A 24,292-nucleotide genomic window follows, 5' to 3' on the forward strand; every position below is an offset into this window, starting at 1 on the left:
CGGCGCAATGCACCGGGGCCTTCGTCATGCCGGGATGCGGCGTGTGCCGCGTCCCTGATGCTTACTGGGCGGCGCCGTCGACGTAGTCGTACTTGCCGTCCTTCCACTCGTAGACGACGTAGCCGGGCAGCGTAACGTCGCCCTTGTCGTCGAAGGACAGGTCGCCGATGACCGTGGTGTAGTCGCCGTCATTGAGGGCGGCCACGACCGGGTCGAAGTCGGTCGAGCCGGCCTTGTTGACCGCATCGGCCCAGGCCTGAATCGCCGCGTAGGTGTAGAGCACGTAGCCCTCGGCGGTCTTGCCGGCCTTTTCGAGCTCGGCGACGACCGGTGCTGCGGCCTCGTTCTTGCGCGGATCCGGCGAGAAGGTCATGAGCGTGCCCTGGCCGGCGTCGCCGGTGATCGCCCAGTATTCCTCGGCGACGAGCGCGTCACCCGACATCAGCACGGTGTCCATGCCCTGCTCGCGCATCTGGCGCGCCATCAGGCCGGCTTCGGTGTGATAGCCGCCGATGTAGAGCAGGTTGATGCCGGCTTCCTTCATCTTGGTGACGAGGGCGGTGTAGTCCTTTTCGCCGGCCGTGTAGGCCTCGACGAGGGCCGGCTTCTTGCCGGACGCTTCCTCGTAGAACTTCTGGGTCTGGTCGGCGAGGCCCTTACCGTAGGCGGTCTTGTCGTTGATGATCGCGACGTTGGCATCCGGGAAATTGTCCGAGATGTACTTGCCGGCGACTTCGCCCTGCTGGTCGTCACGACCGCAGACGCGGAACACGCCGTCGCCCGGGCGCTTGTCGGTGAAGTCCGGGTTGGTCGAGGCCGGGGAGATCTGGACGATCTGCTCGTCGGCATAGACCTGGCTGGCCGGGATCGAGGAGCCCGAGCAGAAATGGCCGGCCACGAACGGCACGCCCTGCGAGGCGAACTGGTTGGCCACGGCCACGGCCTGCTTCGGATCGCAGGCATCGTCGCCGACCGAAAGCTTGAGCATCTCGCCATTCACGCCGCCGGCGGCGTTGATGTCGGCGACAGCCTGCTCGGCGCCCGTGCGCAACTGCTCACCGAAGCTGGCGTACTGGCCGGTCATGGGGCCGGCGACGCCGATCGTGATGTCGGCGAACGCTGCGCCAGCGAATACCAGGTTGAGCGCTGCGCCGGCTAGGAGTGCTTTCTTCATGGGAACCTTCCTGTTGATTCTGGCGGCCGGTGGGCCACGAGGCGGTGTTGACCGTCCTCTACCGAGGGGGATTTAAGACCGGATTCGCTGCCGTTGGAATAGCCCCGGCACAGTTTTTCGCCGGCGCTCATTAATGCGGCAGAGTCAGCGATGGTTACCGTGCAATATACCGTACTGCCGAGACATCTGACGGCTGCGGACATAGCTGCGGCCAGCGGCGGCAATGCCCAACAATACGACGAAGTCGATCATGCCATAGTACAACGCGGTGCCGAATGTCGCCGGCGGCAGAAAGAACGAGCCGCCGAACAGACTGAAGTGAATGAAACGGACAGCAGCCGTCAGCAACAGCACGTAGAAGGTCATCAGACCCCAGCCGTTCCACGTCAGCGCGGTGGAGCGGCCGATCATCCAGGCACCGCCGCCGCCAAGAACGACGGTGACGAGCAGGAATTCGGGCAGGGCGACTTCCCAGAGCAGGCCCATTTCGGATTCCATCAGTGGGCTCCCCCTTCCAGATAGGCGCTGCGCACTTCCTCGCGGGCCAGAAGCTCCTTGCCTGTGCCCGACATGGTGACGGTGCCGTTGACCATGACGTAGCCGCGATGGGCGAGGCGCAGGGCGTGGAAGGCGTTCTGCTCGACGAGGAACACGGTGAGCCCCTCATTGGCGTTCAACTCGCGGATGACGTCGAAGATCTGCTTGACGATCAGCGGGGCAAGGCCGAGGGACGGCTCGTCCAGAAGCAGAAGCTTGGGCCGGCTCATCAGGGCGCGACCGATGGCCAGCATCTGCTGCTCACCGCCCGACAGGGTGCCGCCGCGCTGGCCGCGCCGTTCCTTGAGGCGCGGGAACAGCTCGAAGACCTTGCGCAGATCGTCGTCGAAATATTTCTCGTCCTCCATGATGGCCCCCATCTGGAGGTTCTCCATCACGGTCATCCGGCCGAAGACGCGGCGTCCTTCCGGCGACTGGGCGATCGACCGGGACATGATGTCGTGGGTCGGCATGTGGGTGATGTCCTCGCCGCGATAGAGGATCTGCCCCTCGCGGGCCTGCGGATTGCCGCAGATGGTCATCATCAGGGTCGACTTGCCGGCCCCGTTGGCGCCGATCATGGTGACGATCTCGCCGGCGAAGACGTCGACGTCGACGCCCCGCAGCGCCTGGATCTTGCCGTAGAAGGTATGCACGCCGCGGACCGCCAGCATCGGCTCCCCCGCGGGCGTCGGCGCGACCGCGCTCATGCCATGTCTCCCTGCCTGCCGTCGGCGGCGTGCGTCGACGCGCCGGCCTTCTTGACGCCGAGATCCTGCTCGACCTGCTCCACCTCCTCGTCGTCGACGCCGAGATAGGCGGCGATGACCTTGGGATCGTCGCGCACCTCGGCGGCCGAACCGTCGGAGATCTTCTTGCCGTAGTCGAGCACGATGATGTGGTCGGAAATTTCCATCACCACGCCCATGTCGTGCTCGATCAGCAGCACCGAGACGTCATGCTCGTCGCGGATGTAGCGCAAGAGCGTGTTCAGCTCGGCCGATTCCCGCGGGTTGAGGCCGGCGGCCGGCTCGTCGAGGCACAGCAGCGCCGGATCGGTGCACATGGCCCGGGCGATCTCCAGCCGGCGCTGGGCGCCGTAGGGCAGGTCGGACGCCGGGTCGTCGGCGCGGTCGAGAAGGCGGGTGTGCCCCAGCCATTCGATCGCCTTGCGCTTGGCTTCGGCGGCGGCGCGTCGGTAGCCGGGCAGGCCGAACAGGCCGCCGATGGTCATGCCCGAGGCGCGCATCAGCTTGTTGTGCTGTGCGACCAGGAGGTTCTCCAGCACCGTCATGCCGCCAAACAGGCGGATGTTCTGGAAGGTGCGGGCGACGCCGGCGACCTCGGTGATCCGGAAGTCGGTCATCCGTTCCAGCAGGAACACCGCATGTTCGTCGTCGCGGTCGTACTGGTTGCCGCTGCGGGTGAGGGCAGCGATCTTGGCGTCCGGGACATTGCGGCCCCGGCGCATGGCGATGCGGCCCTCGGTCGGCTTGTAGAAGCCGGTGACGCAGTTGAAGACCGTGGTCTTGCCGGCGCCGTTCGGACCGATCAGGGCGGTGATGTCGCCGCGCCCGACATTGAAGGAGAGGTCGTCCACTGCGGTCAGGCCGCCGAAGCGCATCGTCAGATGCTCGACGGTGAGAACCGGGTCGAGCGACCAGCGGTGAGAGGTGTTCGACATTAGTGACCCTCGCCCTGGGAGACCTGATCGGCGCCGATCTTCTTCTTCTCCTTGTAGACATCGGATGGGGAGCGCGACGAGATCAGGCCGCGCGGCTTCCACACCATGATCGCCACCATGGCGAGGCCGAAGATCAGCATGCGGTACTGGGTCGGATCGAAGTCCGAACCGAACACCGCCTGCAGGATGGTGAGGTTCCGCAAGAGTTCGATGCCGCCGATCATCACCACCGAGGCGATGACCACGCCGAGCTGCGAGCCCAGCCCGCCGAGCACCACGATGGCGAGGATGATCGCAGATTCGATGAAGGTGAAGCTCTCCGGCGAGATGAAGCCCTGCCGGGTGGCGAAGAAGGCGCCGGCGAAACCGCCGAACATCGCGCCCGTGGCGAAGGCCGTGAGCTTGACGTTGGTGGTGTTGATGCCGAGCGAGCGACAGGCGATCTCGTCCTCGCGCAGCGCTTCCCAGGCCCGGCCCACCGGCAGCTTGCGCAGCCGCAGGGTGACGAAGTTGGTGATCAGGGCGAGCGCCAGGATGATGTAGTAGAGGAACACGAACCGCTGCACGGTGTCGTATTCGAGGTTGAAATACTCCGCGAAGGAATTGTCGCCGCGGTTGAACTCCAGGCCGAACAGCGTCGGCTTGGGAATGCCCAGGAGGCCGTTCGGGCCGCCGGTGAACTCGTACCAGTTCAACAGGACGATGCGGATGATCTCGCCGAAGGCGAGGGTGACGATGGCCAGATAGTCACCGCGCAGGCGCAGCACCGGGAAGCCCAGCATGACGCCCCACATCGCCGCGAACAGGCCGGCCATGGGCAGGCAGACCCAGAAGCCGAGACCGAAATTCGTCGACAGCAGCGCGAAGGAATAGGCACCGACCGCGTAGAAGGCGACGTAGCCGAGATCCAGCAGGCCGGCGAGGCCGACGACGATGTTCAGTCCCCAGCCGAGCATCACATAGGTGAGGATCAGGATCGCCAGGTCGAGGAGATAGCGGTTCTGGCTGGGAACCAGCGTCGCCAGGAGATAGGGCAGCGTCAGTGCGACCAGCAGGAGCAGGATGCCGACGACCTTGCCGATCGGCAGGCCGCGGGCGGTGGGTGCGAAGGTCTTCTTCAGAAAGCCGGTGATCGGCTGTTCGGAGCGGAAGACGAAGTAGGACAGGAGGAAGCGGACGCCGAAGGCGATCGCCACCCAGACCAGCCAGAGCTCCGGCCGCAGCGTCAGGGACAGGCCGCCCGATGCGATGTCGGATCGGAAGGCCAGGAAGAACAGGGTGATGACCGCGATGATCGCCGCGGTGATGCCGGCCTCCTTCAGGGAGGCAACGAGGCGGCTGTCGCCGGACGGCGCTTCGGTGAAGGGCGGCTCGCCCCGTGCCGCGTCGCGCCGCTCTTCCGACAGGATCTCCGCGCCCTCGGGGCGGTTCGCCGCGGTGGCTGATGTCGTGCTGGCCATCGCGATCAGACCTTCTCGACTTCAGGCCGGCCGAGCAGGCCGGAGGGCATGAAGATCAGAACGATCGCCAGGATGGAGAAGGCGGCGACGTCCTTGTACTCGACCGAGAAATAGCCGGACCAGAAGGTCTCGATCAGGCCGATGGCGAGGCCGCCCAGCATGGCGCCCGGCAGCGACCCGATGCCGCCCAGAACCGCCGCGGTGAACGCCTTCACCCCGGCGATGAAGCCGATGTAGAAGTCGATGACGCCGTAATAGAGCAGGTACATCATGCCGGCGACCGCGGCGAGCGAGGCGCCGAGCACGAAGGTCAGCGAGATCGTGCGGTCGACATTGACGCCGAGCAGGGAGGCCATCTTGCGGTCCTGCTCGCAGGCGCGCTGCTGGCGGCCGAGCGAGGTGCGCGAGATCAGCAGCGAGAAGCCGGCCATCAGGACGATGGTCATGCCGATGATGATCATCTGCATGTAGCTGAGCTGCACGACGATGCCGGAGGGCGAATCCATCAGCGTGATGCCGCCCTGGATCTGCGGCGGCAGCGGCTTGACGCGGGCACCCTGGGTGACCTGCACGAAGTTCTGCAGGAAGATCGACATGCCGATGGCGGTGATCAGCGGGGCGAGCCGGAAGGAGCCGCGCAGCGGCCGGTAGGCGACCCGCTCGACCGTCCAGCCCCAGAGCGAGGTGCAGAGCATGGCGACCAGCACCATGATCAGCAGCACCAGCGGCAGGAACGTGATGCCGAGGGCGGCGAGCGCCAAGAAGACCGTAAGCGAGACGAACGATCCGATCATGAAAATCTCGCCATGGGCGAAATTGATCATGCCGATGATGCCGTACACCATCGTGTATCCGATGGCGATCAGCCCGTAGATCGAGCCGAGCGTGATACCGTTGATCAATTGCTGAAGAAAATATTCCATTGCCCGCCCGTTTTCCGGTGCTTCTGGGATGCCGATCTGTTTGGCGCGCGCGAAAGTGTCAGGAACGCCGCGTCCGAAGGCATGATCATTTCCATAGCAATGGCGGCTCCGCAAGCCGATTGCGTCAATTTCGCGGCGCGATGGTGTTAACGCCTTGGCGAATCAGGACTTACGGGCATGCAAGCGCGACGAAAGGCGCATAGAGATCGCCTATGGCCGCCCGGTCGGGCGGCCATAGGAGCGGTCGCAGTCAGCCTCAGGTCGTGGCGGAATCGCCTGGGGCGTCGATCGTCTGGGCTTCCGGCTCGACCGCGCCGCGTTCCTCCAGCCAGCGGGCCAGCATCCACCAGCCGACCGCCCAGGCGGCGCCCGCGGTCCAGCCGGCGAGAACGTCGGTCGGCCAGTGCACGCCGAGATAGACGCGACTGACGCCGACCAGCACCGTGAGGAAACAGGCGATGGTGATGAGGTAGATGCGGACCCGGCGGCGCTCCTGAACGCGGGCGACGAGGATCGCCAGCGTCAGATAGGTGACGGCCGACATCATCGAGTGACCGCTCGGAAAGCTGGCCGTGTAGACAATGGAGCCGTGCGGCACGAGGTCGGGACGCGGCCGGTCGAAGCCGAACTTGAGAAGCTGGCTCATGGCGAAGCCGCCGCCGACCGCGGCGAAGATCATGACCATCGAGCGGCGCTTGCCCTGCATCCACAGGAAACCGCCGGCAAACAGCGTCAGCATGACCAGGACACCGGTACCGCCGAGCGCAGTCATGTCGCGGCCGAACTCTTCCATCCAGCCGGGGCCGAGCGGATCCTGCGCATCGGTCGCGCTGCGGAACCAGAGCAGGATCTCGGTGTCGAGCCCCTTGGTGTCGCCTTCCACCACCTCGCCGGCGAGCGAGACGAACCCCCAGATCGCGGCTGCTGCGACCAGTGCGGCCACGAGCGTCGTGATCTCGATCCGCTGGCGGACCCAATGATGGATGGTGTGGAAATGCATCGGCGACTTTCGGGGGCAGTGGTAGGGGGCTGAACGTCACAGGCTAGCGCGCAAGGCCCCCGGGGCCAGTGGGAGGCCGGCAGAAAGGGCCCGGTCGCGGCGTTTTCGCGCGCCGGCAGCACGACGCGGCGCGCTTGTCCGGCGACGCGATTGCACCCGGCCGGGCCGCGCGCTACCAGACCCTGATGCAATGCTGGCAAGGTGACACGCGATGAAGCTGACCGAACCGCGCGGCGGAACCTGGCGCGTCGGCCATGGCCGCAGTATCGACCTCAACGGTCCGGCCTGCATCATGGGCATCCTGAACGCGACGCCCGACAGCTTTTCCGACGGTGGCCGCTATGCCAGCGTCGACGCTGCGGTGGCGGAATCGCTGCGGATGGTCGAAGCTGGCGCGACGATCGTCGACATCGGCGGCGAATCGACCCGGCCCGGCGCGACCCCGGTGGACGCCGCCGAGGAGCAGCGGCGGATCATGCCGGTGATCGAAGCGCTGGCGGCGTGCTCCGACTGCGTGATCTCGGTCGATACCTATCGCTCACAGACGGCTCGCATGGCGGTCGAGGCGGGGGCCCATATCGTCAACGACATCTGGGGCGCGCAGAAGGACCCGGGCATCGCCACGGTCGCGGCCGAGACCGGCGCCGGGCTCTGCCTGATGCACAATGGCCGCGAGCGCGAGACGCTCGAGGACATGATCGCCGACCAGTATCTGTTCCTCAACCGGTCGCTGGATATCGCGCGCGGGGCCGGGGTGCCGGCCGAGGCGATCGTGGTCGATCCGGGCTTCGGATTTGCCAAGGACGGACCGCAGAACCTGATGCTCCTGACCCGGCTCGACGAATTGCAGGCGCTGGGACATCCGCTGCTGGTCGGCACGTCGCGCAAGCGCTTCGTGCGCGGCGCAGTCGGGCGCGAGGATCCCGAGCCGGACATCGCCACGGCCGCGACCAGCGCCCTGATGCGCGAACGCGGCGCCGACATCTTCCGCGTCCACAACGTGGCGGCCAATCGCGACGCGCTGCGGGTGACCGACGCCATGTTCCGCGCCATGCGGGGCGAACGCTGGTGAGCGCACGGGCATATCTCGGGCTCGGCGGCAATATCGGCGATCCGGTTGCGAAGATGGCGGCGGCGCTGCGCCGGCTCGACGGGCGCGACGACACGGCGGTGGTCAAAGTCTCGCGGCTCTACCGCACGCCGCCCTGGGGTAAGACCGACCAGCCGGATTTCGTCAACGCCTGCGCGGCGGTCGTGACCGATCTGGCGCCGCGCGATCTCCTGGAACTGTGCCTGGCGACGGAGAGGGTCTTCGGCCGCGAGCGGCGCGAGCGCTGGGGGCCCCGCACGCTCGATCTCGACGTTCTGGATTATGCGGCAAGCCCCTATGAGGACGACGCGCTGACATTGCCGCACCCCCGGGTGACCGAGCGCGCCTTCGTGCTGGTGCCGCTCGCCGACATCGCGCCGGACCTCGCCTTCGGCGGCCGGACGGTGGCCGACTGGATCGCGGCGATCGACCCTGAGGGGATCAAGCCGGCCAGCGCCGACGGCGAATGGTGGCGGGAGGAGCGCGCCGACACCTGAGAGCGGCGGCGTCGGGCAGCGGAAGTGGGCGCTGGCACGGTGGGGTGTTCCGGGGCCGGGCGGTCAATCGACGGGACGGGCCGGGCAGGTCCGAGTGGATGTCAGGCGAAGGCGAGACCGACCGGCATGACCCAGCTCTATCTCTTCCTCTGCGACGAGCGGTGGCAAGGCACCGACATCGATCTCCACGGAGACGGCTTCAGGCTGGGCGACGGCATCTATCTCATCGACAGCGCGCTGACGCGCTCGAAGCTCTACCATCGGCTGAAATGGCAGCTCGTGGACGATGCCTGGCTCCTCGTCGCGCCGCTGGACGACGCGCCGAAATTCAAGGGAATGGCGCCGGGCGCCCTGGCATGGCTGCGTGCGCGCAGCTGATGCCGGCGTCGTGCGCTGGGCTTTAGTCGGTCAGCGCGCTCTGGCGGGTGGCGCCGGTCCGCTTCAGATTCATGCCGATGACCGGCACGAGTTCGGAGGCGACAGTGACCGAGACGGTGATCGCCAGCGTCTCGGCGTCGGCGAGGCGGGCGACCATGGCGCCCTTGAGCTGCTTGCGGTCGAGGCCGACGATGATGCGGTCACGATCGACATTGCCGGAGACGATGTCGAGGCCCTTGCCCTTGGCGCCGTCCTGGAAGGCGCCGCGATAGCTGGTGCCCGAACGCAGGACTTCGGCGTGCATGGGCTGCGAGAACAGGCCGACGCGGCAGGAGCCGTCCAGCGCCACGCCGGTGGCCTTGGGATGCTCGGAGCCGGCGAAGTCGCAGACGAACTTGGTGCCCTTGTACTTGCCGGCGACGATTTCGCCCGGGCCGGACCACTGGCCGACGACCTGGCGGAAGAACGCCTTGTCGGGATCGGCGAGAGCAGGCGTCGCGATGGCCGAACCGGCCGCGATGGCGAGAGCGAGACCGGCGTTCAGCATGCGGGACATGAGCGGACCTTCCTGACGGCGCAAGTGGCTGTTTCCTAGCCCCCTTTATGATCCGTAAGGGTTAACACAGCCTTGCGACGGAACGCTCAACCGGGCGTCCGTGGCTCGGTCGATCCCGCCTGTGGCGTTCGGGCCGCACCGATGACGGTCAGGTCGCCGAGGACATCGGAGATCGACGGCCGGCGCAGCCGGAGGAACGGCAGCGGCCGGCAGAGGTCCATGGCGGCGAGGCCGACGCGGGCGGTGAGCAGGCCGTTGACGACACCCTCGCCGAGGCGGGCGGAGAGTTTGGCGGCGACGCCATGGCCGAGCAATTGCTGGGCGAGCCCGTCGCCGATGCCGATCGTGCCGGTGACGGCGAGATGACCGACCACGTCGCGGGTCAGGCGGATCAGGCCGAGCGTGCCGGGCCGGGCGCCATAGAGCTCCGACATGCGGCGGATCAGCTTGACCGTCTCGAACAGGACATAGGCGACGTCGACCAGCGCCTTGGGGCTGACGGCTGTGACCACGGATACACGCTTGGAGGAGGCGAGGACGAGCGCGCGCGCCTTCATGTCAAGCGGCCCGAGCAGTTCGCGCTCGGCCAGGGCCACCAGATCGGCCCCGTCGATCACCTCGTCCTTCAGTTCCGCCATCTTCGCGCGGCCCTTGGCGGTCTCCGGCCGGCCGGAGAGGAGGGTGGAGAGGCCGCGCACCACGTTGCGGGCGTCCTCGGTCGAGTTGGCTTCATAGGCGGCGCGGCCGGCCTGGCGTTCGCGGTCGACGGCGGCCAGCCGCATCAGGCCGATCACTTCCCGCAGGGCGACGCCCAGCGCGCCGACGACGAGGAGCCCGGCGAGCGCCACGGCCCCCCAGCCCAGCCATTCCCAGCGGGCGAAGAGGTCGCGGACGAGGGCATCGACGGCCAGGCCGATGCCAAGCGAGACCAGCAGGCCGAGCGCGGCGAGGAACAGCTTGCCGAAGGAAAAGCGCCGCTTGCGCCTCGCCGCCGGCTCGTCGTCCAGAACCGCGATCGCCTCGCGCTCAATGGCGTCTTCGGGGTCGAGGCGGATCTTCGCGACGTTCTCGATGGCCCGCGGCGTGCGGCTGGGCGTTACGGTTTCGGCCTCCGGTAAGCGCTCGGGCTGCATCCCGGCCTCGTCGAGGCGGAAGGCGCCGGGCCGGCGGCGCGGCCGGCGGCCGTCCTGCGTGTCGTCGCTCGTCATGACAGCCGGTCTCCCACGAGGAACTGCAGGGCGCGGTCGAGGCGGATATGCGGCAGCGACAGGGTCAGCCCCGCCGCATCGCGCTCCAGCCGCGGCGGCTTGAACCGCACGAAACGCATCGGGTCGGGTTCGGCCCCGTCGACGAACAGCCGGGCCGGGTCGGCGGGCAGGTCGCCGGGGAAGATCGCCGTTTCGGTGCGGCCGTCGAAGGTTTCCTCGCCGATGGTCTCGCCCTCGGCCGGCGTGCCGACGATGACCGGCAGGGTCTCGCCGCCATCCTGGACGCTGGCCTCGCGGGTGGCGCGCACGGCGGCAAGGGCGAGGACGTCGGTGCGGGCGCCGGAGAACTTCGCCCGGGCGATGGCGTCGTCGAGCAGCCGGCGCACGATGCCCTCCAGCCGCCGGTGGCTGTCGCGGTGAAGGTGGTCGGCCTTGGTGGCGGCGACCAGGATGCGGTCGATCCGCCGCGTCAGGAAGGAACCGAGCCATGTGGAACGACCCGGCCGGAAGCAGCCGAGAATGTCGGCGAGGGCGGTTTCGAGATCACGGACGGCCTCGGGGCCGGCATTGATCGCCTGCATCACGTCGACCAGCAGGATCTGCCGGTCGAGCCGGGCGAAATGATCGCGGAAGAAGGGTTTGACGACGACGGTCTTGTAGGCCTCGTAGCGGCGCGCGAGATGGGCTGCGAGCGAGCCCTTGGGATAGGTCCGGCCGGGCTCGACCGGCAGCGGCGCGAAGGTGAGGGCCGGCGAGCCTTCGAGGTCGCCGGGCATCAGGAAACGCCCCGGCGGCAGCGTCGAAAGGGCGGCGCTGTCGGTGCGGCAGGATTGCAGATAGGCGGCAAAGGCGCGGCTGAGCGCCACGGCCGTCGTCTCGTCGGCCGGCGCCTCCAGGTCGACGCTGTCGACGAGGTCGAGATACTCCCGCGCGAGATGGCGGCGCGAGGGCAGGCGCGCGCGCTCCAGCGATTCGGCCGAGAAGATCGCGAAGTCCTTTTCCAGGAGCGGCAGGTCGAGCAGCCATTCGCCGGGATAGTCGACGATGTCGATGGACAGCCGGCCGCCGGAGAACATCCGGCCCCAGCCGGAGCCCGATTCATACTCGATGGTCAGGCGCAGCTCGGAGATCGCCCGCGTCGAGTTCGGCCAGAGCCGGTCTTCGAGGATGGTGCGGATGTGCTCCTCGTACTGGAAGCGCGGCACCGCATCGTCCGGCTGCTCCTCGAGGAAGGAGCGCAGGATGCGTCCGCCCGCCTGCGCCTCGAACAGCGGCAACCGCCCGCCATGCAGGAGATTGTGGACGAGCGCGGTGATGAAGACCGTCTTGCCGGCGCGCGACAGGCCGGTGACCCCCAGCCGCAGCGTGGGGTGGAACAGGCCGGTGGTGCGGTCGGTGAACGTATCGAAGACCAACCGGGCTTCGTCGGCAAGGGAGGTCATGGGCGGGGCGGGGGTCCTCTCTGGGCTCCGGGTCGGTCGTCAGGGGCGATATAGGTCCGCCGGGGTCGCCTCGAAAGGCGCGCCGGCCCGCGGCCTGCCGCTCAGCCGGCCTCGTCGGGATCGAACAGGCGACACAACCGGCCGGCGCCGGGCGCGATCCGGGACAGGGGACCCTCGAACTCCACGATTGCCAGACCACCGGTGGGGAAGCCCTGGCTCGCCGTGGCGAGCGCCGCGCGATCGCCGCTGCCGGCGAGCGACAGGGTGAATTCCTCGATCATCGGATTGTGCCCGATGACGAGAAGCGAGGCCGCATCGGCCTGTCCGCGCACCGCCTCGTAATAGGCCGCGATCTCGCCGCCATAGAGCGAGGACAGCTTCGCTTCGGCAAGGCCGGACGGCAGGGCCGGTCGAATCAGTTCGAGGGTCTCGCGGGTGCGCGCCGCCGTCGAGCAGAGGATGGTGTCGAAAACGAACGCCTCGCGGCGCAGGAAGGCGACCAGCCGCTCGCATTCGGTGCGGCCGCGGGCGTCCAGCCTGCGATCATGGTCGCTTTCGCCCGGACGGGCCCAGCCCGCATGGGCATGGCGGAGAATGTAGAGGCGGGACGTCGGGGCGGAGGACATGGCGAGGGACTATGCCGATAAATGCGGTCCGGGCAATCGGCGGGCCCGCCGCCGTGTCGGCATGTCGGCCGGGGGCGCGGTTCGGAGCGGAACCGGCGGCCGGTTCGGCGCGGGACGGCATTCATCGCCGCGGCGTCATCGCCACGTCATCCAGACGCGGGATAGAGCGCTCGGAAATCCTTGCGAAATCCGTCTCTTAGAAACGTCTTCATATTCTGGATGTAGGATGCCGGAGTTAACTTGTTCCCGGAGACAAGCGTCGCTATAAGCCCGAATTACGGAAACGGAGGTGCGTGATGAGCCAGTTACTCAATATCGATGCGACCTTGTCCGAAGACGGGCAGTTCATGAACGACCGTCAAAAGGACTACTTCCGTAAGAAGCTGTTGGCGTGGAAAGCGGAGATCCTGCGGGAATCGCGCGAGACCCTTCTGGGGCTGGCCAGCGACAACAGCAATCAGGCCGATGCCGCCGACCGCGCCTCCTCCGAGACCGACCGCGCCATCGAACTGCGGGCCCGCGATCGCCAGCGCAAGCTGATCGCCAAGATCGACTCGGCGCTGGAGCGCATCGAGGACGGCACCTACGGTTATTGCGAGGAGACCGGCGAGCCGATCAGCCTGAAACGGCTCGATGCCCGCCCGATCGCCACCATGTCGCTGGAAGCGCAGGAGCGGCACGAGCGCCGCGAGAAGGTCTATCGCGACGAATAGCCGACCGGTCGTCCCCTGACGGGGCCGCCCTTCGAACGTTTAGCTTCCCGTTCCAGGCCGCATCGTTCCGGTTCGGCGTTCCAATCCCGACAATTTCAGCATGCCGGCCGTCCACCCTTCAGGGTGGCGGAATGCCCGCCTGCGCGTGATCGGCGCCAAGCGGGCATTCCGGCATCAATTGGGTTTGCGCTCTCCCTTGGCGTCGAAGCTGAAGTCGCCCAGCAGACGCTCCATCTCCTCTTCCAGCGTCAGCCGCCGCCCGGGGGCCTGATCGCCCGCGGGCGCATCCGGCGCCAAATCGTCCGGGGTCTCGCGGTCGGCGCGCGTCTCCGGTTCCACCTGCACCGGTTCCGGCATCGGGCGCGGGGAAGCCGCCGGCTCGCGGCTGGGCGCGTCGATCGACGGGGCCGGGGCCGGTGACGGCTTCGCATCCTCGGACCTGGCGACGACCGGGGTCGGCGCCTGCGGCCAGGCCGATGCGCCCAGGGAAGGCGAGGTGGCGTCGACCTTCGGCACGTCGCGGGATTCGGGTGCGCGCTCCGGTCGGCCCGTCACGGGTACATCGACCTCGGGAGCCGGGGCATCGTCGCGCGGCGGAGCGACTTCCTCGTCGCCGTCATCATCACCGAAATCGGTGTCGAGTTCGGCCGACAGGAAATCCTCTAGGCTCGGGTCGGTGCGTTCGGCCTCGATGGCAGGGGCCTTGGCGGGCGCAGATGCGGGGGCAGCCGGCGCCTCCGGTTTTGCGGCCGGAGTCGCCTCCGGCTTCGGCGCGTCCGGCTCGGGGGCCGGCGGCGCTGATGATGTGGCCGCGGAGGCAGCAGACGCGGTGGCGGCGGTCGCAGCGCCACGGCCTAGGGCCGAAGCCGGGGCGGCAGAAGCCGAGGCCGCCGGAGCGGGAGCCGCCGCAGCCGGCCGCGGCGTCGGCGCAGGCGTGGCAGGCGTTGCCGGCGGCGGCATTTCGGCCGGCGCCTTGCGCTGCTGGATGGCGCTCGCGAAGCTGCGGACCGACAGGGGCTGGCGGGCGGCCACAGGGGCATCGGCGGGCTCGACGGCGATCGCCGGCGCGGTCGCGTCCTGAACCCGCGAGAATTCCGGCGACTGCGAGCGGTTCATCTGGGCGCGCAATTGCGTGCGAGCGGTCTCGGAATCGGCCGTCGATGGCTCCGACTGGCTTCTGGCCGCGGCAAAGCGCGGCTCGACGCGGCTGGCCGGCGCCGGGCCGGCGGCCGTGTCCTGTTGCGCGGTCGCAGGGCCGCTGTCGGGCGCACGCGTGGCCGTCGGCGTCGCCATGGAGCGCGGCTGGGTCACCGGGCGCGCTGCAACGGGTGCCCTGGGCGGAGCCGGCGGCGCCACCGGTTCCGGCATGGCGGCGGCTGTGGGACGCCTGGCATCCGGCGACGGGCTGTCGACCGGAACGGACGCGGCGGGACCATTTGCGGCGGCACCCGTTGCAGCTGTGGCCAGACCGGCGGCGGCCAGCGGCGACGGCGTTGCGACCGGCGGGGGCGAGCGACGGTCGGTCGCCCCGGCGGACGGAGCTTCGGCGGAGGGGCCACCGGCGCGCTCGGGCGGCGTCGGCTTCGTCTCACGCGGGGCCGGGGCGTCGATTCGCGGCTCGGGCGCCCGGGCCCGTTCGGCGACGGCGGGCAGCTCCGGCTCGTGGCGATGGTTCCTGGCGAAGCGCTCCTCCTCGATCTCGTCGGACCGCGAGGTGTTCCAGTCGCCATGCGGACGCGCGGCGGCCGGCACCCGCAGGATGTTGCCCTCCAGCAGCACGTCGTTCTGGCCGCCGATGAGGATCAGGTGCTCGATCTCGTCGCGGCGCACCAGCACCAGCTTGCGCTTCTCGTCGATGCGGGTGACGTCCATCACCGCCAGACGTGGCGCGCGGCCCTTGAACTGGGTGCCGATCCGTCCGCCGAAGGCCTTCTTGGCGAGAACGATCATCGCCATCGCGAGACCACAGACGATGACGGCGACGATGGCCACCCAGACGATCGGCGCGAGGCCTTCCCCGACGAGATCGACGATCCACTGCGGCATGGGGCGGGCTTCCTTCTACTCTGGGCGGAGGAGCACGCCCGATTTCACATGTGGGGCAACCTTCCGCGGGATGAACCCTATGGGCAAGGGCAACGCCAGCTTGGACGTTCATAAAGCGTTGGACGGCGCGCGCGAAGGCGTAGCAGGGATTTTCCGCGGCCGCAGGCCGAATAAAAGCACCCTGGGGCACTCTCGCGTCGAATCTGCTTTTGATTCATAGTCATGGCGGCGCGGACAAGGAGCGAATCACGATGGATGGAGGGGCGACGACGGGGTCTGCAGACCGGCCGCTGATCGACAGGGCCACGGCAGCCTCGGGCGTCAGGCGCCTTCTGATGCTGGGCGGCTCGCTGATGGTGCTGGCGGCGCTGCTGGCGCTTCTGGGCAACGCCTATGGCGGCATCGCGCTGCTGGTGATCTTCGGTGGCCTCGCCATGGCCGGTCTTGCGGCGATCTTCGCGACAGCACTGGGCTTCGTGCAGTTCACCGGCCGGATCGCCGAAGCCTCCATCGCCAAGGATTTTCTCGACACCGCCCGCACCGGCATGCTGATCCTCGATCGCAAGGGCCGGATCATCTACGCCAACAAGGCCTATGGCGAGATCACCGGCGCCACCAGCGCCGCCGGCGTGAAGACGCTGGAGCGGCTTTTGGCGCGCGAGACCGAAGCGTCCGAGGCGATCTACCACCTGGCCAATCTGGCCCGCGAAAACCGCACCGGGCAGCGCGAGTTCCGCCTGCCGCGCAGCCTCTATGACAGCACCGACCCGACGCCGCACTGGTACCGCGCCTCGGTGCGCCCGCTGAACACCTCCAACGGCACGCTGCACGCCTGGCAGATCCTCGACATCACCTCCGAGCGCAAGCACCAGGAGAGTTCGTTCCAGGACCTGCAGCACGCCATCGACTATCTCGACCGCGCGCCGGCCGGCTTCTTCGCCACCGACGGCAATCTGAAGATCGCCTATCTCAACGCCACGCTGGCCGACTGGCTTGGCGTCGATCTGGTCGAGTTCCGGCCGTTCAGCCGCTCGATCCTGGAATTCGTGCCCGAGGCGTCGCATCCGCTCCTGGCCCTGCCGCAGGACGGCGCCAATGCGCTGGACACCACCGCCATCGACCTCGACCTGATCACCAAGTCGGGGCGCAGCCTGCCGGTGCGGCTCCTGCGCAAGCCGGTTGCCGACGACGTGGCCGCGCCGGGCACGGTGCGCACGCTGGTTCTCAACCGCAGCGGCGACAATCATGCCGCCAGCCCCGTCGAGGTCGCCGAGGCCCGCTTCACCCGCTTCTTCAATTCCTCGCCCATGGCGATCGCCGTCCTCGACCGGCAGGGCCGCGCGGTGCGCTCGAATGCGGTGTTCCGGCAGATCTTCGGCAACGAGTCGGCGAACGGCACCGCGGCGATCGAATCGAGCATTCTGGCGGCTGGTCGCGACGGCTTCCAGCAGGCGCTCGGCTCGGCCATGGAAGGGCAGGCGGGCGTGCCGCCGATCGACGCCGAGATCGAGGGCGAGCGGACCCGCGCCGTGCGGTTCTATGTCAGCCCGATCCCGAATTCGGGAGCGGACACCGAGGAGGTCGTCATCCTCTACGGCGTCGACATCACCGAGCAGCGGGCCCTCGAGGAGCAGTTCGCCAAGAGCCAGAAGATGCAGGCCATCGGCAATCTGGCCGGCGGCATCGCCCATGACTTCAACAACGTGCTGACGATCATCACCGCCTCGGTCGACTTCCTGCTGCTCAACCACCGCACCGGCGATCCCTCGTTCCAGGACCTGTTGCTGATCAAGCAGAGCGCCAACCGCGCCGCCTCGCTGGTGCGCCAGCTGCTGGCCTATTCGCGCCGCCAGACCATGCGGCCGAAGATGCTGAACCTGACCGACGTGGTCGCGGACATGCATCTCCTCTTGAAGCGGGTCAGCGGCGACCATGCCAAGCTGGAGCGCCACCATGCGCGCGACCTGTGGCCGGTCATGGCCGATATCGGCCAGTTCGAGCAGGTGATCACCAACCTGGTGCAGAACGCCCGCGACGCGATGCCGGACGGCGGCACCATCACCATCTCGACCCGCAACGTCGAGGCGGCGGAGGCCGCGGCCTTCGGCTACGCCGAGATGACCGAGGGCGACTATGTGCTCGCCGAGATCTCCGACACCGGCACGGGCATGCCGGTCGAGGTCGCCGAGCGCATCTTTGAGCCGTTCTTCACCACCAAGGACATCGGCAAGGGCACAGGCCTTGGCCTCTCCATGGTCTACGGCATCGTCAAGCAGTCGGGCGGTTTCATCTTCGTCGACACCAAGCCCGGCGAGGGCACGACCTTCCGCATCTTCCTGCCGCGCCATATCCCGGCGCAGGTGACGGCGACCAAGAGCGATGCGGTGGCCGCGCCGGTCAACGCCAAGGTCGATCTGTCGGGCACCGCCTCGATCCTGCTCGTCGAGGACGAGGACCATGTGCGGGCCGGCAATGTGCGCGCCTTGAAGATGCGTGGCTACGACGTCCACGAGGCGGCGTCCGGCATCGAGGCGCTGGAGGTGATGGAAGAACTCGATGGCAAGATCGAGCTCGTCGTCTCCGACGTGGTGATGCCCGAGATGGACGGCCCGACGCTCCTGCGCGAAATGCGCAAGACGCGGCCGGAGCTGAAGTTCATCTTCGTCTCCGGCTATGCCGAGGACGCCTTTGCCAAGAACCTGCCCGAGGGCGAGAAGTTCGGCTTCCTCGCCAAGCCGTTCTCGCTGCGCGAGCTGGCCGTGGCGGTCAAGAACATGCTCGACGAATAGGCTTGCAGCCGCCCCGGCGGCTCAGCCCTGCCGGGCGACCGCGATGCGGGCCGCGAGCCGGGCATTCGCCTCGACCAGCGCGATATTGGCCTCCAGCGAGCGTCCGCCGCTGAGGGTGAAGATGCGGGCGAGGAGGAAGGGCGTCACGGCCTTCCCGGTGATCCCCTCCGCCTCGGCATCGGCAAGCGCCTGGGCGATCCAGCCATCGACCTCGTCGCGATCGATCGCCGACGCTTCGTCGAGCGGATTGGTCACCAGCATGCCGCCATCGATGCCGAGACTGTCGCGGGCGGCCTGGAAGCCGGCGATTTCCGCAGCACTGTCGAGGCGCAGCGGCACCGGCAGGCCGGAGCTCCGCGACCAGAAGGCCGGCAGATCGTCGGTGCCGTAGCCGACCACCGGAACGCCTTTGGTTTCCAGCACTTCCAGCGTCTTCTGCAGATCGAGAATCGCTTTCGCCCCGGCGCAGACGACGATCACCGGCGTGCGCGCCAGTTCTTCGAGATCGGCGGAGATGTCGAAGCTCGTCTCGGCGCCGCGATGGACGCCGCCAATGCCGCCCGTGGCGAAGACGCCGATGCCGGCCAGCGCACTGGCGATCATCGTGGCGGCGACCGTGGTCGCGCCGGTGCGGCCGGTGGCCAGCGCATAGGCGAGATCGGCGCGCGACACCTTCAGAACGTCTTTCGCGGTCGCAAGGGCCGTGAGTTCGGCGGGTTCGAGGCCGATCCGCAGGCGGCCGTCGAGGACGGCGACCGTCGCCGGGACGGCGCCTTCCTCGCGGACGATCGCCTCGACCCGCTCGGCCATGGCGAGATTGCGCGGATAGGGCATGCCATGGGTGATGATGGTCGATTCCAGCGCGACGATCGGCGCCTGCGAAGCAAGCGCGGCGGCAACGTCGGCGGAAGCCGTATAGGGCAGGGCAGTGGTCAAGACGCAGGCTCCGGTGCGCGGGGGGCATGCAGCGCGGCGACACCCTCGGCGATCCTCCGCGACAATGCGTCCGGGGATAACGGATCGGACGAAATCCGCAACGAGGCGGCGACGATGCCGGCACGCACGGTGTCGAGCCAGGGCGTGCCGGCGCACAGCGCGGCGAAGGCGGTGCCGGCCAGATTGTCGCCGGCGCCGGTGATGTCCTTCGGAACGACGGTCGGCGGCTGCTGCAGGAGGACGGTTTCGCCGTCGATGATCATCACCTCGCGCGGCCCATCGGTCACCACGGCACGGTGGACGCCGAGTTCTCCAAGCAGTTCGGCGATGAGTTGCGGGCTGGTGCCCGTGGTCGCCTCGACGAGGCTGGCGGCCTCTGCGTAGGAGAGGAACAGCGCCGAGATGTTGGCGAGCGATTCCTGCAGGCGGCCGATCTTGGCGGGCGAGACGCCGATGGCGCCGACCGGTTTGCCCGCCGCCTCCCGGGTGATCGTCGCGATCGCGCCGGACGGCAGATTGGCGTCGACGAGAACGCCGTCGGCCTTGCCGATCGCCGCGCGCACGGCGCTCTTGGTGAACAGCCGCGGCACCAGGAGGTCGTAGAGCGCCATGTCGGCGATGCCGGCGACGAGTTCGCCCTTGTCGTCGAGAACGGCGGTGTAGGTGGGGGTCATGCGGTCGAGCCAGGTGACCGACAGGTCGGTGACGCCGAGGGCGCGGATCGCGTCGGTGACGCGGCGCCCGTCCGGATCGCCGCCGCGGGCGCTGTGCAGGCTTATCGTCGCTCCGGCCTGGACCATGGCCTGAACCGCGTTGAAGGCTGCGCCGCCGGGACAATCCACCAGCCGCCCGGGATTGGAGGCATGCGGGATGAAGGGCGCGTCCGAGATCGCGCGCCGGTCGATATGGGCCGCACCGGCGACATAGATCAGGGGGGCGGTCGGCATGGGCGGGCTCTTCATCAAAACTTCAGAAACTCGTCGCCGGAAAGCGATTCGCGGCAGCGCGCGAAAACGGAACAAACCGGGATCGGAGACTTGCGGAACGGGAACAAAAAGAGTACATGGTGATGGTGCGGCTCGTCATTGCACCCCCGTCCAACGCGTGGAATAAGGTCTCGTCTCTCATGGCACAGAATTCACTCAGGCTTGTCGAGGATAATTCGTTGGACAAGAACAAGGCGCTCGACGCCGCGCTGTCGCAGATCGAGAGAGCCTTCGGCAAGGGCTCTATCATGCGGCTCGGCGAGAACGAAAAGATCGTCGAGATCGAGACCGTTTCCACCGGCTCGCTGGGCCTCGACATCGCGCTCGGCATCGGCGGCCTGCCGAAGGGCCGCGTCGTCGAAGTCTATGGTCCGGAAAGCTCGGGCAAGACGACGTTGGCGCTGCACACCATCGCCGAAGCCCAGAAGAAGGGCGGCGTCTGCGCCTTCGTGGACGCCGAGCACGCGCTCGATCCGGTCTATGCCCGCAAGCTGGGCGTCGATCTGGAGAACCTCCTGATCTCGCAGCCGGACACCGGCGAGCAGGCGCTGGAGATCACCGACACGCTGGTGCGCTCGGGCGCGATCGACGTGCTGGTGGTCGATTCGGTCGCCGCGCTGACGCCGCGCGCCGAGATCGAGGGCGAGATGGGCGATTCGCTGCCCGGCATGCAGGCCCGGCTGATGAGCCAGGCACTGCGCAAGCTCACCGGTTCGATCTCGCGCTCCAAGTGCATGGTCATCTTCATCAACCAGATCCGCATGAAGATCGGCGTCATGTTCGGCTCGCCCGAGACGACGACGGGCGGCAACGCGCTGAAGTTCTACGCCTCGGTCCGCCTCGACATCCGCCGCATCGGGGCGATCAAGGACCGCGACGAGGTCACCGGCAACCAGACCAAGGTCAAGGTGGTCAAGAACAAGCTGGCGCCGCCGTTCAAGCAGGTCGAGTTCGACATCATGTATGGCGAGGGCGTCTCCAAGACCGGCGAACTGGTCGATCTGGGCGTGAAGTCCGGCATCGTCGAAAAGTCGGGCGCATGGTTCTCCTACAACAGCCAGCGGCTGGGGCAGGGACGCGAGAACGCCAAGTCGTTCCTGCGCGACAATCCGGCCGTCGCCGACGAGATCGAGACGCTGATCCGCCAGAATGCCGGTCTTCTCGCCGAGCAGCTTCTGGACGACACCGGCCCGGGCGACGATTCCGACGCCTGATCGGCAACGGCAGCAAGACATGCGCGACGGCCTGCCCTTCCGGGCGGGCCGTTTCGCGTTGGGTGGTCTGATGGACAGGCGGAGCGGGCCTCTGTACAACGCGCCTTTGCTCGAGGCTGACGGCGTGCGCGCCGCGGCGACGGGCTCTTCCCCGCAGGTATTCCGAAGGTCGCATTCATGAGTGGCGTCAACGAAATCCGGTCCGCGTTCCTCGACTATTTCGCGAAGAACGATCACGAGCGGGTGGCCTCGTCGCCGCTCGTGCCGCGCAACGACCCGACATTGATGTTCACCAATGCGGGCATGGTACAGTTCAAGAACGTCTTCACCGGCGTCGAGACGCGGCCCTACCAGCGTGCCGCGACCTCGCAGAAATGCGTGCGCGCCGGCGGCAAGCACAACGATCTCGACAATGTCGGCTACACCGCCCGGCACCACACCTTTTTCGAGATGCTGGGGAATTTCTCCTTCGGCGACTATTTCAAGGACCGGGCGATCGAGCTCGCCTGGAACCTGATCACCAAGGAATTCGCGCTGCCGGCCGACCGGCTGCTGGTCACGGTGTATTCCGAGGACGAGGAAGCGGCTGCTTTGTGGCGCAAGATCGCCGGCCTGTCCGACGACCGCATCATCCGCATCTCGACCTCCGACAATTTCTGGGCGATGGGCGAGACCGGCCCGTGCGGCCCGTGCTCGGAGATCTTCTTCGACCATGGCGAGGGCATCCCTGGCGGTCCTCCGGGCAGCCCGGACGAGGATGGCGACCGCTTCATCGAGATCTGGAATCTCGTCTTCATGCAGTTCGAGCAGCTCAGCGCCGACAATCGCGTCGAGCTGCCGCGCCCGTCGATCGACACCGGCATGGGGCTGGAGCGCATCGCGGCGATCCTGCAGGGCGTCCACGACAATTACGACATCGACCTGTTCAAGGCGCTGATCGCCAGTGTCGAGGCGACCATCGGTTCGCGCGCCGAGGGCGACAGCGTCGCCAGCCACCGGGTCATCGCAGACCACCTGCGCTCGACCGCCTTCCTCATCGCCGACGGCGTGCTGCCGTCGAACGAGGGCCGCGGCTATGTCCTGCGGCGGATCATGCGGCGGGCCATGCGCCACGCCAAGATGCTCGGCGCACGCGAGCCGGTGCTCTACAAGATGCTGCCGACGCTGGTCGCCGAGATGGGCCGCGCCTATCCCGAGCTGGTGCGGGCCGAGGCGCTGATCTCCGAGACGCTGAAGCTGGAGGAGCGGCGCTTCCTGCAGACGCTCGACCGCGGCCTGTCGCTGCTGACCGACGCGACCGAGGGCATGGATGCGGGTGCCAAGCTGTCCGGCGAGACCGCCTTCAAGCTCTACGACACCTACGGCTTTCCGCTGGATCTGACCCAGGATGCGCTGCGCCAGCGCGGCATCGAGGTCGATCTCGACGCCTTCAACACCGCCATGGAGCGGCAGAAGGCCGAGGCGCGCAAGAGCTGGACAGGGTCCGGCGAGGCGGCGTCCGAGACGGTCTGGTTCCCGATCCGCGAACGCGTCGGCGCGACGGAGTTCCTCGGCTACGACACCGAGCGGGCCGAGGGCTCGGTCATGGCGGTGGTGCGCAACGGCACCGAGGTGCCGGCAGCGGGCGCCGGCGACGAGGTGGCCATCGTCCTCAACCAGACGCCGTTCTACGGCGAATCGGGCGGCCAGCTCGGCGACACCGGCATCATGCGCGGCGACGGCGTCGAGATCGTCATCGCCGACACGCAGAAATTCGCCGAGGGGCTGTTCGTCCATCGCGGCAAGGTGAAGTCGGGCACCGTCAAGGCGGGCATGCCGCTGGACCTGATCGTCGATCATGGCCGGCGCACCAAGATCCGCGCCAACCATTCGGCGACGCATCTCCTGCATGAGGGCCTGCGCGAGATCCTCGGCAGCCACGTCGCCCAGAAGGGCTCGATGGTCGCGCCGGAGCGGCTGCGCTTCGACTTTTCGCATCCCAAGCCGATCGAGCCCGGCGAACTCGCCGAGGTCGAGCGGCTTGCCAACGGCATCGTCCTGCAGAACGCCCCGGTCGAGACGCGGCTGATGGCGGTGGACGACGCCATCGCGTCGGGCGCCATGGCGCTGTTCGGCGAGAAATACGGCGACGAGGTCCGGGTCGTATCCATGGGCACGGGCGAGGAAGGCGAGAAGGCTGGCAAGACCTTCTCCATCGAACTGTGCGGCGGCACTCATGTAAACGCCACCGGCGACATCGGCCTCGTCCATATCCTCGGCGAGAGCGCGGTCGGCGCCGGTGTGCGCCGCGTCGAGGCGCTGACCGGCCAGGCGGCGCGGGATCATCTCCTCGCGCAGGACGCGCGCGTCCGGCAGATGGCGTCAATCCTCAAGGTCTCGCCGGCCGATGCGCCGGCGCGTCTGGAAGCGGTGGTCGAAGAGCGGCGCCGGCTCGAACGCGAACTGGCGGAAGCCCGCAAGCGGTTGGCGCTGGCCGGCGACGGGGCGAGCGGCGAGGGCGGCTCGGCATCGAAGGTCGTGGCCGGGGTCGGCTTCCTCGGCCGTGTGCTCAACGGCGTTGCCGGCAAGGATCTGAAGGGCTTGGTGGACGAGGCCAAGACGCAGCTGGGCTCGGGCGTCGTCGCCTTTGTCAGCGTCGATGCCGGCAAGGCCAGCGTCGTCGTCGGCGTCACGGCGGACCTGACCGACCGTTTCGATGCGGTGGCGCTGGTGCGTGATGCGAGCGTCGCGATCGGCGGCAAGGGCGGCGGTGGCCGGCCCGACATGGCGCAGGCCGGCGGTCCCGACGCCGACAAGGCCGATGCGGCGGTTGCCGCCGTCGAAGCGGCGATCGAGGCCGCGGCGGGCTGAGGCCGACCGCACACGGTTTTGGAAGGATCAAGGGGCGCCGCGGGCGCCCCTTTTGCGTTCCGGCCAGTCGGCCAGCGCTGGTCTGCGTCTGTCTGGGGACCGTGAGCGGTTCCGCGTTCGTGCCAGCGCGCCCGGCTGACTCTGCGCCCGGCGGACGTGCCGCCGTATCCTCTCCCATACGAA

The 24,292-nt window shown here is 68.0% G+C and carries 21 protein-coding genes; 7 read left to right on the forward strand and 14 right to left on the reverse strand.

What is annotated here, in order from left to right; all coding sequences use genetic code 11:
* Positions 1-61: 61 nt before the first annotated feature.
* The 7 genes from SI859A1_RS06340 to SI859A1_RS06370 form a co-directional block, all read right to left on the reverse strand.
* Positions 62-1,174, reverse strand: coding sequence for a branched-chain amino acid ABC transporter substrate-binding protein (locus SI859A1_RS06340; protein WP_009209002.1), 1,113 nt, complete (start codon positions 1,172-1,174; stop codon positions 62-64).
* A 144-nt stretch (positions 1,175-1,318) separates the two neighbouring features.
* A complete protein-coding gene (locus SI859A1_RS06345) occupies positions 1,319-1,672 on the reverse strand; it encodes a DUF6867 family protein (protein ID WP_040325455.1) in 354 nt (117 codons plus the stop codon).
* Complete coding sequence (locus SI859A1_RS06350; protein ID WP_009209003.1) at positions 1,672-2,421, reverse strand: ABC transporter ATP-binding protein; 750 nt, start codon at positions 2,419-2,421, stop codon at positions 1,672-1,674. Before SI859A1_RS06350 ends, SI859A1_RS06345 begins: the two co-directional genes overlap by 1 nt.
* Positions 2,418-3,395, reverse strand: coding sequence for an ABC transporter ATP-binding protein (locus SI859A1_RS06355; protein ID WP_009209004.1), 978 nt, complete (start codon positions 3,393-3,395; stop codon positions 2,418-2,420). Before SI859A1_RS06355 ends, SI859A1_RS06350 begins: the two co-directional genes overlap by 4 nt.
* Entirely contained in the window at positions 3,395-4,855 is a 1,461-nt protein-coding gene (gene livM / locus SI859A1_RS06360) for a high-affinity branched-chain amino acid ABC transporter permease LivM (protein ID WP_009209005.1), read from the reverse strand. Before livM ends, SI859A1_RS06355 begins: the two co-directional genes overlap by 1 nt.
* 5 nt (positions 4,856-4,860) lie before the next feature.
* Complete coding sequence (locus SI859A1_RS06365) at positions 4,861-5,778, reverse strand: ABC transporter permease subunit (protein WP_009209006.1); 918 nt, start codon at positions 5,776-5,778, stop codon at positions 4,861-4,863.
* 256 nt (positions 5,779-6,034) lie between these two features.
* On the reverse strand, positions 6,035-6,778 hold the full coding sequence (locus tag SI859A1_RS06370) for a phosphatase PAP2 family protein (protein ID WP_009209007.1): 744 nt from the start codon (positions 6,776-6,778) through the stop codon (positions 6,035-6,037).
* A 211-nt stretch (positions 6,779-6,989) separates the two neighbouring features.
* Here SI859A1_RS06370 and folP point away from each other — a divergent pair, with 211 nt between their 5' ends.
* The 3 genes from folP to SI859A1_RS06385 all read left to right on the forward strand — a co-directional run bounded on the left by folP (position 6,990) and on the right by SI859A1_RS06385 (position 8,743).
* Positions 6,990-7,850 (forward strand): dihydropteroate synthase, encoded by an 861-nt coding sequence (gene folP / locus SI859A1_RS06375; RefSeq protein ID WP_009209008.1) that lies wholly within the window; start codon positions 6,990-6,992, stop codon positions 7,848-7,850.
* Positions 7,847-8,365, forward strand: coding sequence for a 2-amino-4-hydroxy-6-hydroxymethyldihydropteridine diphosphokinase (gene folK / locus SI859A1_RS06380; protein ID WP_009209009.1), 519 nt, complete (start codon positions 7,847-7,849; stop codon positions 8,363-8,365). Before folP ends, folK begins: the two co-directional genes overlap by 4 nt.
* A 126-nt stretch (positions 8,366-8,491) precedes the next feature.
* Positions 8,492-8,743, forward strand: coding sequence for a hypothetical protein (locus tag SI859A1_RS06385; protein ID WP_040325458.1), 252 nt, complete (start codon positions 8,492-8,494; stop codon positions 8,741-8,743).
* A 22-nt stretch (positions 8,744-8,765) separates the two neighbouring features.
* Here the strand turns inward: SI859A1_RS06385 and SI859A1_RS06390 are convergent, their stop codons facing one another.
* From SI859A1_RS06390 to SI859A1_RS06405, 4 genes are all read right to left on the reverse strand, one after another.
* Positions 8,766-9,299, reverse strand: coding sequence for a hypothetical protein (locus SI859A1_RS06390; protein ID WP_024348618.1), 534 nt, complete (start codon positions 9,297-9,299; stop codon positions 8,766-8,768).
* Positions 9,300-9,385: 86 nt separating this feature from the next.
* Positions 9,386-10,507 carry a YcjF family protein gene (locus SI859A1_RS06395; protein WP_050767459.1) on the reverse strand — a complete coding sequence of 374 codons (1,122 nt, stop codon included), beginning with the start codon at positions 10,505-10,507 and terminating at the stop codon, positions 9,386-9,388.
* Entirely contained in the window at positions 10,504-11,949 is a 1,446-nt protein-coding gene (locus SI859A1_RS06400) for a YcjX family GTP-binding protein (protein ID WP_009209013.1), read from the reverse strand. Before SI859A1_RS06400 ends, SI859A1_RS06395 begins: the two co-directional genes overlap by 4 nt.
* A gap of 101 nt (positions 11,950-12,050) precedes the next feature.
* Positions 12,051-12,575, reverse strand: coding sequence for a SixA phosphatase family protein (locus SI859A1_RS06405; RefSeq protein WP_009209014.1), 525 nt, complete (start codon positions 12,573-12,575; stop codon positions 12,051-12,053).
* 296 nt (positions 12,576-12,871) lie between these two features.
* On the opposite strand from SI859A1_RS06405, the gene dksA reads away from it, so the two are divergent.
* A complete protein-coding gene (gene dksA / locus SI859A1_RS06410; protein ID WP_024348614.1) occupies positions 12,872-13,288 on the forward strand; it encodes an RNA polymerase-binding protein DksA in 417 nt (138 codons plus the stop codon).
* Positions 13,289-13,462: 174 nt separating this feature from the next.
* Here the strand turns inward: dksA and SI859A1_RS06415 are convergent, their stop codons facing one another.
* A complete protein-coding gene (locus SI859A1_RS06415; RefSeq protein WP_040325460.1) occupies positions 13,463-15,334 on the reverse strand; it encodes a flagellar biosynthetic protein FliO in 1,872 nt (623 codons plus the stop codon).
* A 251-nt stretch (positions 15,335-15,585) separates the two neighbouring features.
* Here SI859A1_RS06415 and cckA point away from each other — a divergent pair, with 251 nt between their 5' ends.
* The gene (gene cckA, locus SI859A1_RS06420; RefSeq protein ID WP_009209017.1) at positions 15,586-18,123 is read left to right on the forward strand and encodes a cell cycle histidine kinase CckA; all 2,538 of its coding nucleotides are present in this window, start codon (positions 15,586-15,588) and stop codon (positions 18,121-18,123) included.
* A 21-nt stretch (positions 18,124-18,144) separates the two neighbouring features.
* On the opposite strand, the gene SI859A1_RS06425 is transcribed toward cckA, so the two are convergent.
* Positions 18,145-19,059 (reverse strand): pseudouridine-5'-phosphate glycosidase, encoded by a 915-nt coding sequence (locus SI859A1_RS06425; RefSeq protein WP_040325461.1) that lies wholly within the window; start codon positions 19,057-19,059, stop codon positions 18,145-18,147.
* Complete coding sequence (locus tag SI859A1_RS06430) at positions 19,056-20,006, reverse strand: PfkB family carbohydrate kinase (RefSeq protein ID WP_009209019.1); 951 nt, start codon at positions 20,004-20,006, stop codon at positions 19,056-19,058. The genes SI859A1_RS06425 and SI859A1_RS06430 overlap by 4 nt, the downstream gene beginning before the upstream one ends.
* Before the next feature lie 179 nt (positions 20,007-20,185).
* Between SI859A1_RS06430 and recA the strand changes: the two genes are divergently transcribed.
* Positions 20,186-21,259: a recombinase RecA gene (recA, locus tag SI859A1_RS06435; protein ID WP_009209020.1), complete on the forward strand. Its 1,074-nt coding sequence runs from the start codon at positions 20,186-20,188 to the stop codon at positions 21,257-21,259.
* Between the two features lie 177 nt (positions 21,260-21,436).
* Positions 21,437-24,109, forward strand: a complete 2,673-nt coding sequence (gene alaS / locus SI859A1_RS06440) for an alanine--tRNA ligase (protein ID WP_009209021.1) — start codon at positions 21,437-21,439, stop codon at positions 24,107-24,109.
* The last annotated feature ends 183 nt before the right edge of the window (positions 24,110-24,292 follow it).

Origin of the sequence: Aurantimonas manganoxydans SI85-9A1 (genome assembly GCF_000153465.1) — a bacterium.
Classification (GTDB): domain Bacteria; phylum Pseudomonadota; class Alphaproteobacteria; order Rhizobiales; family Rhizobiaceae; genus Aurantimonas; species Aurantimonas manganoxydans.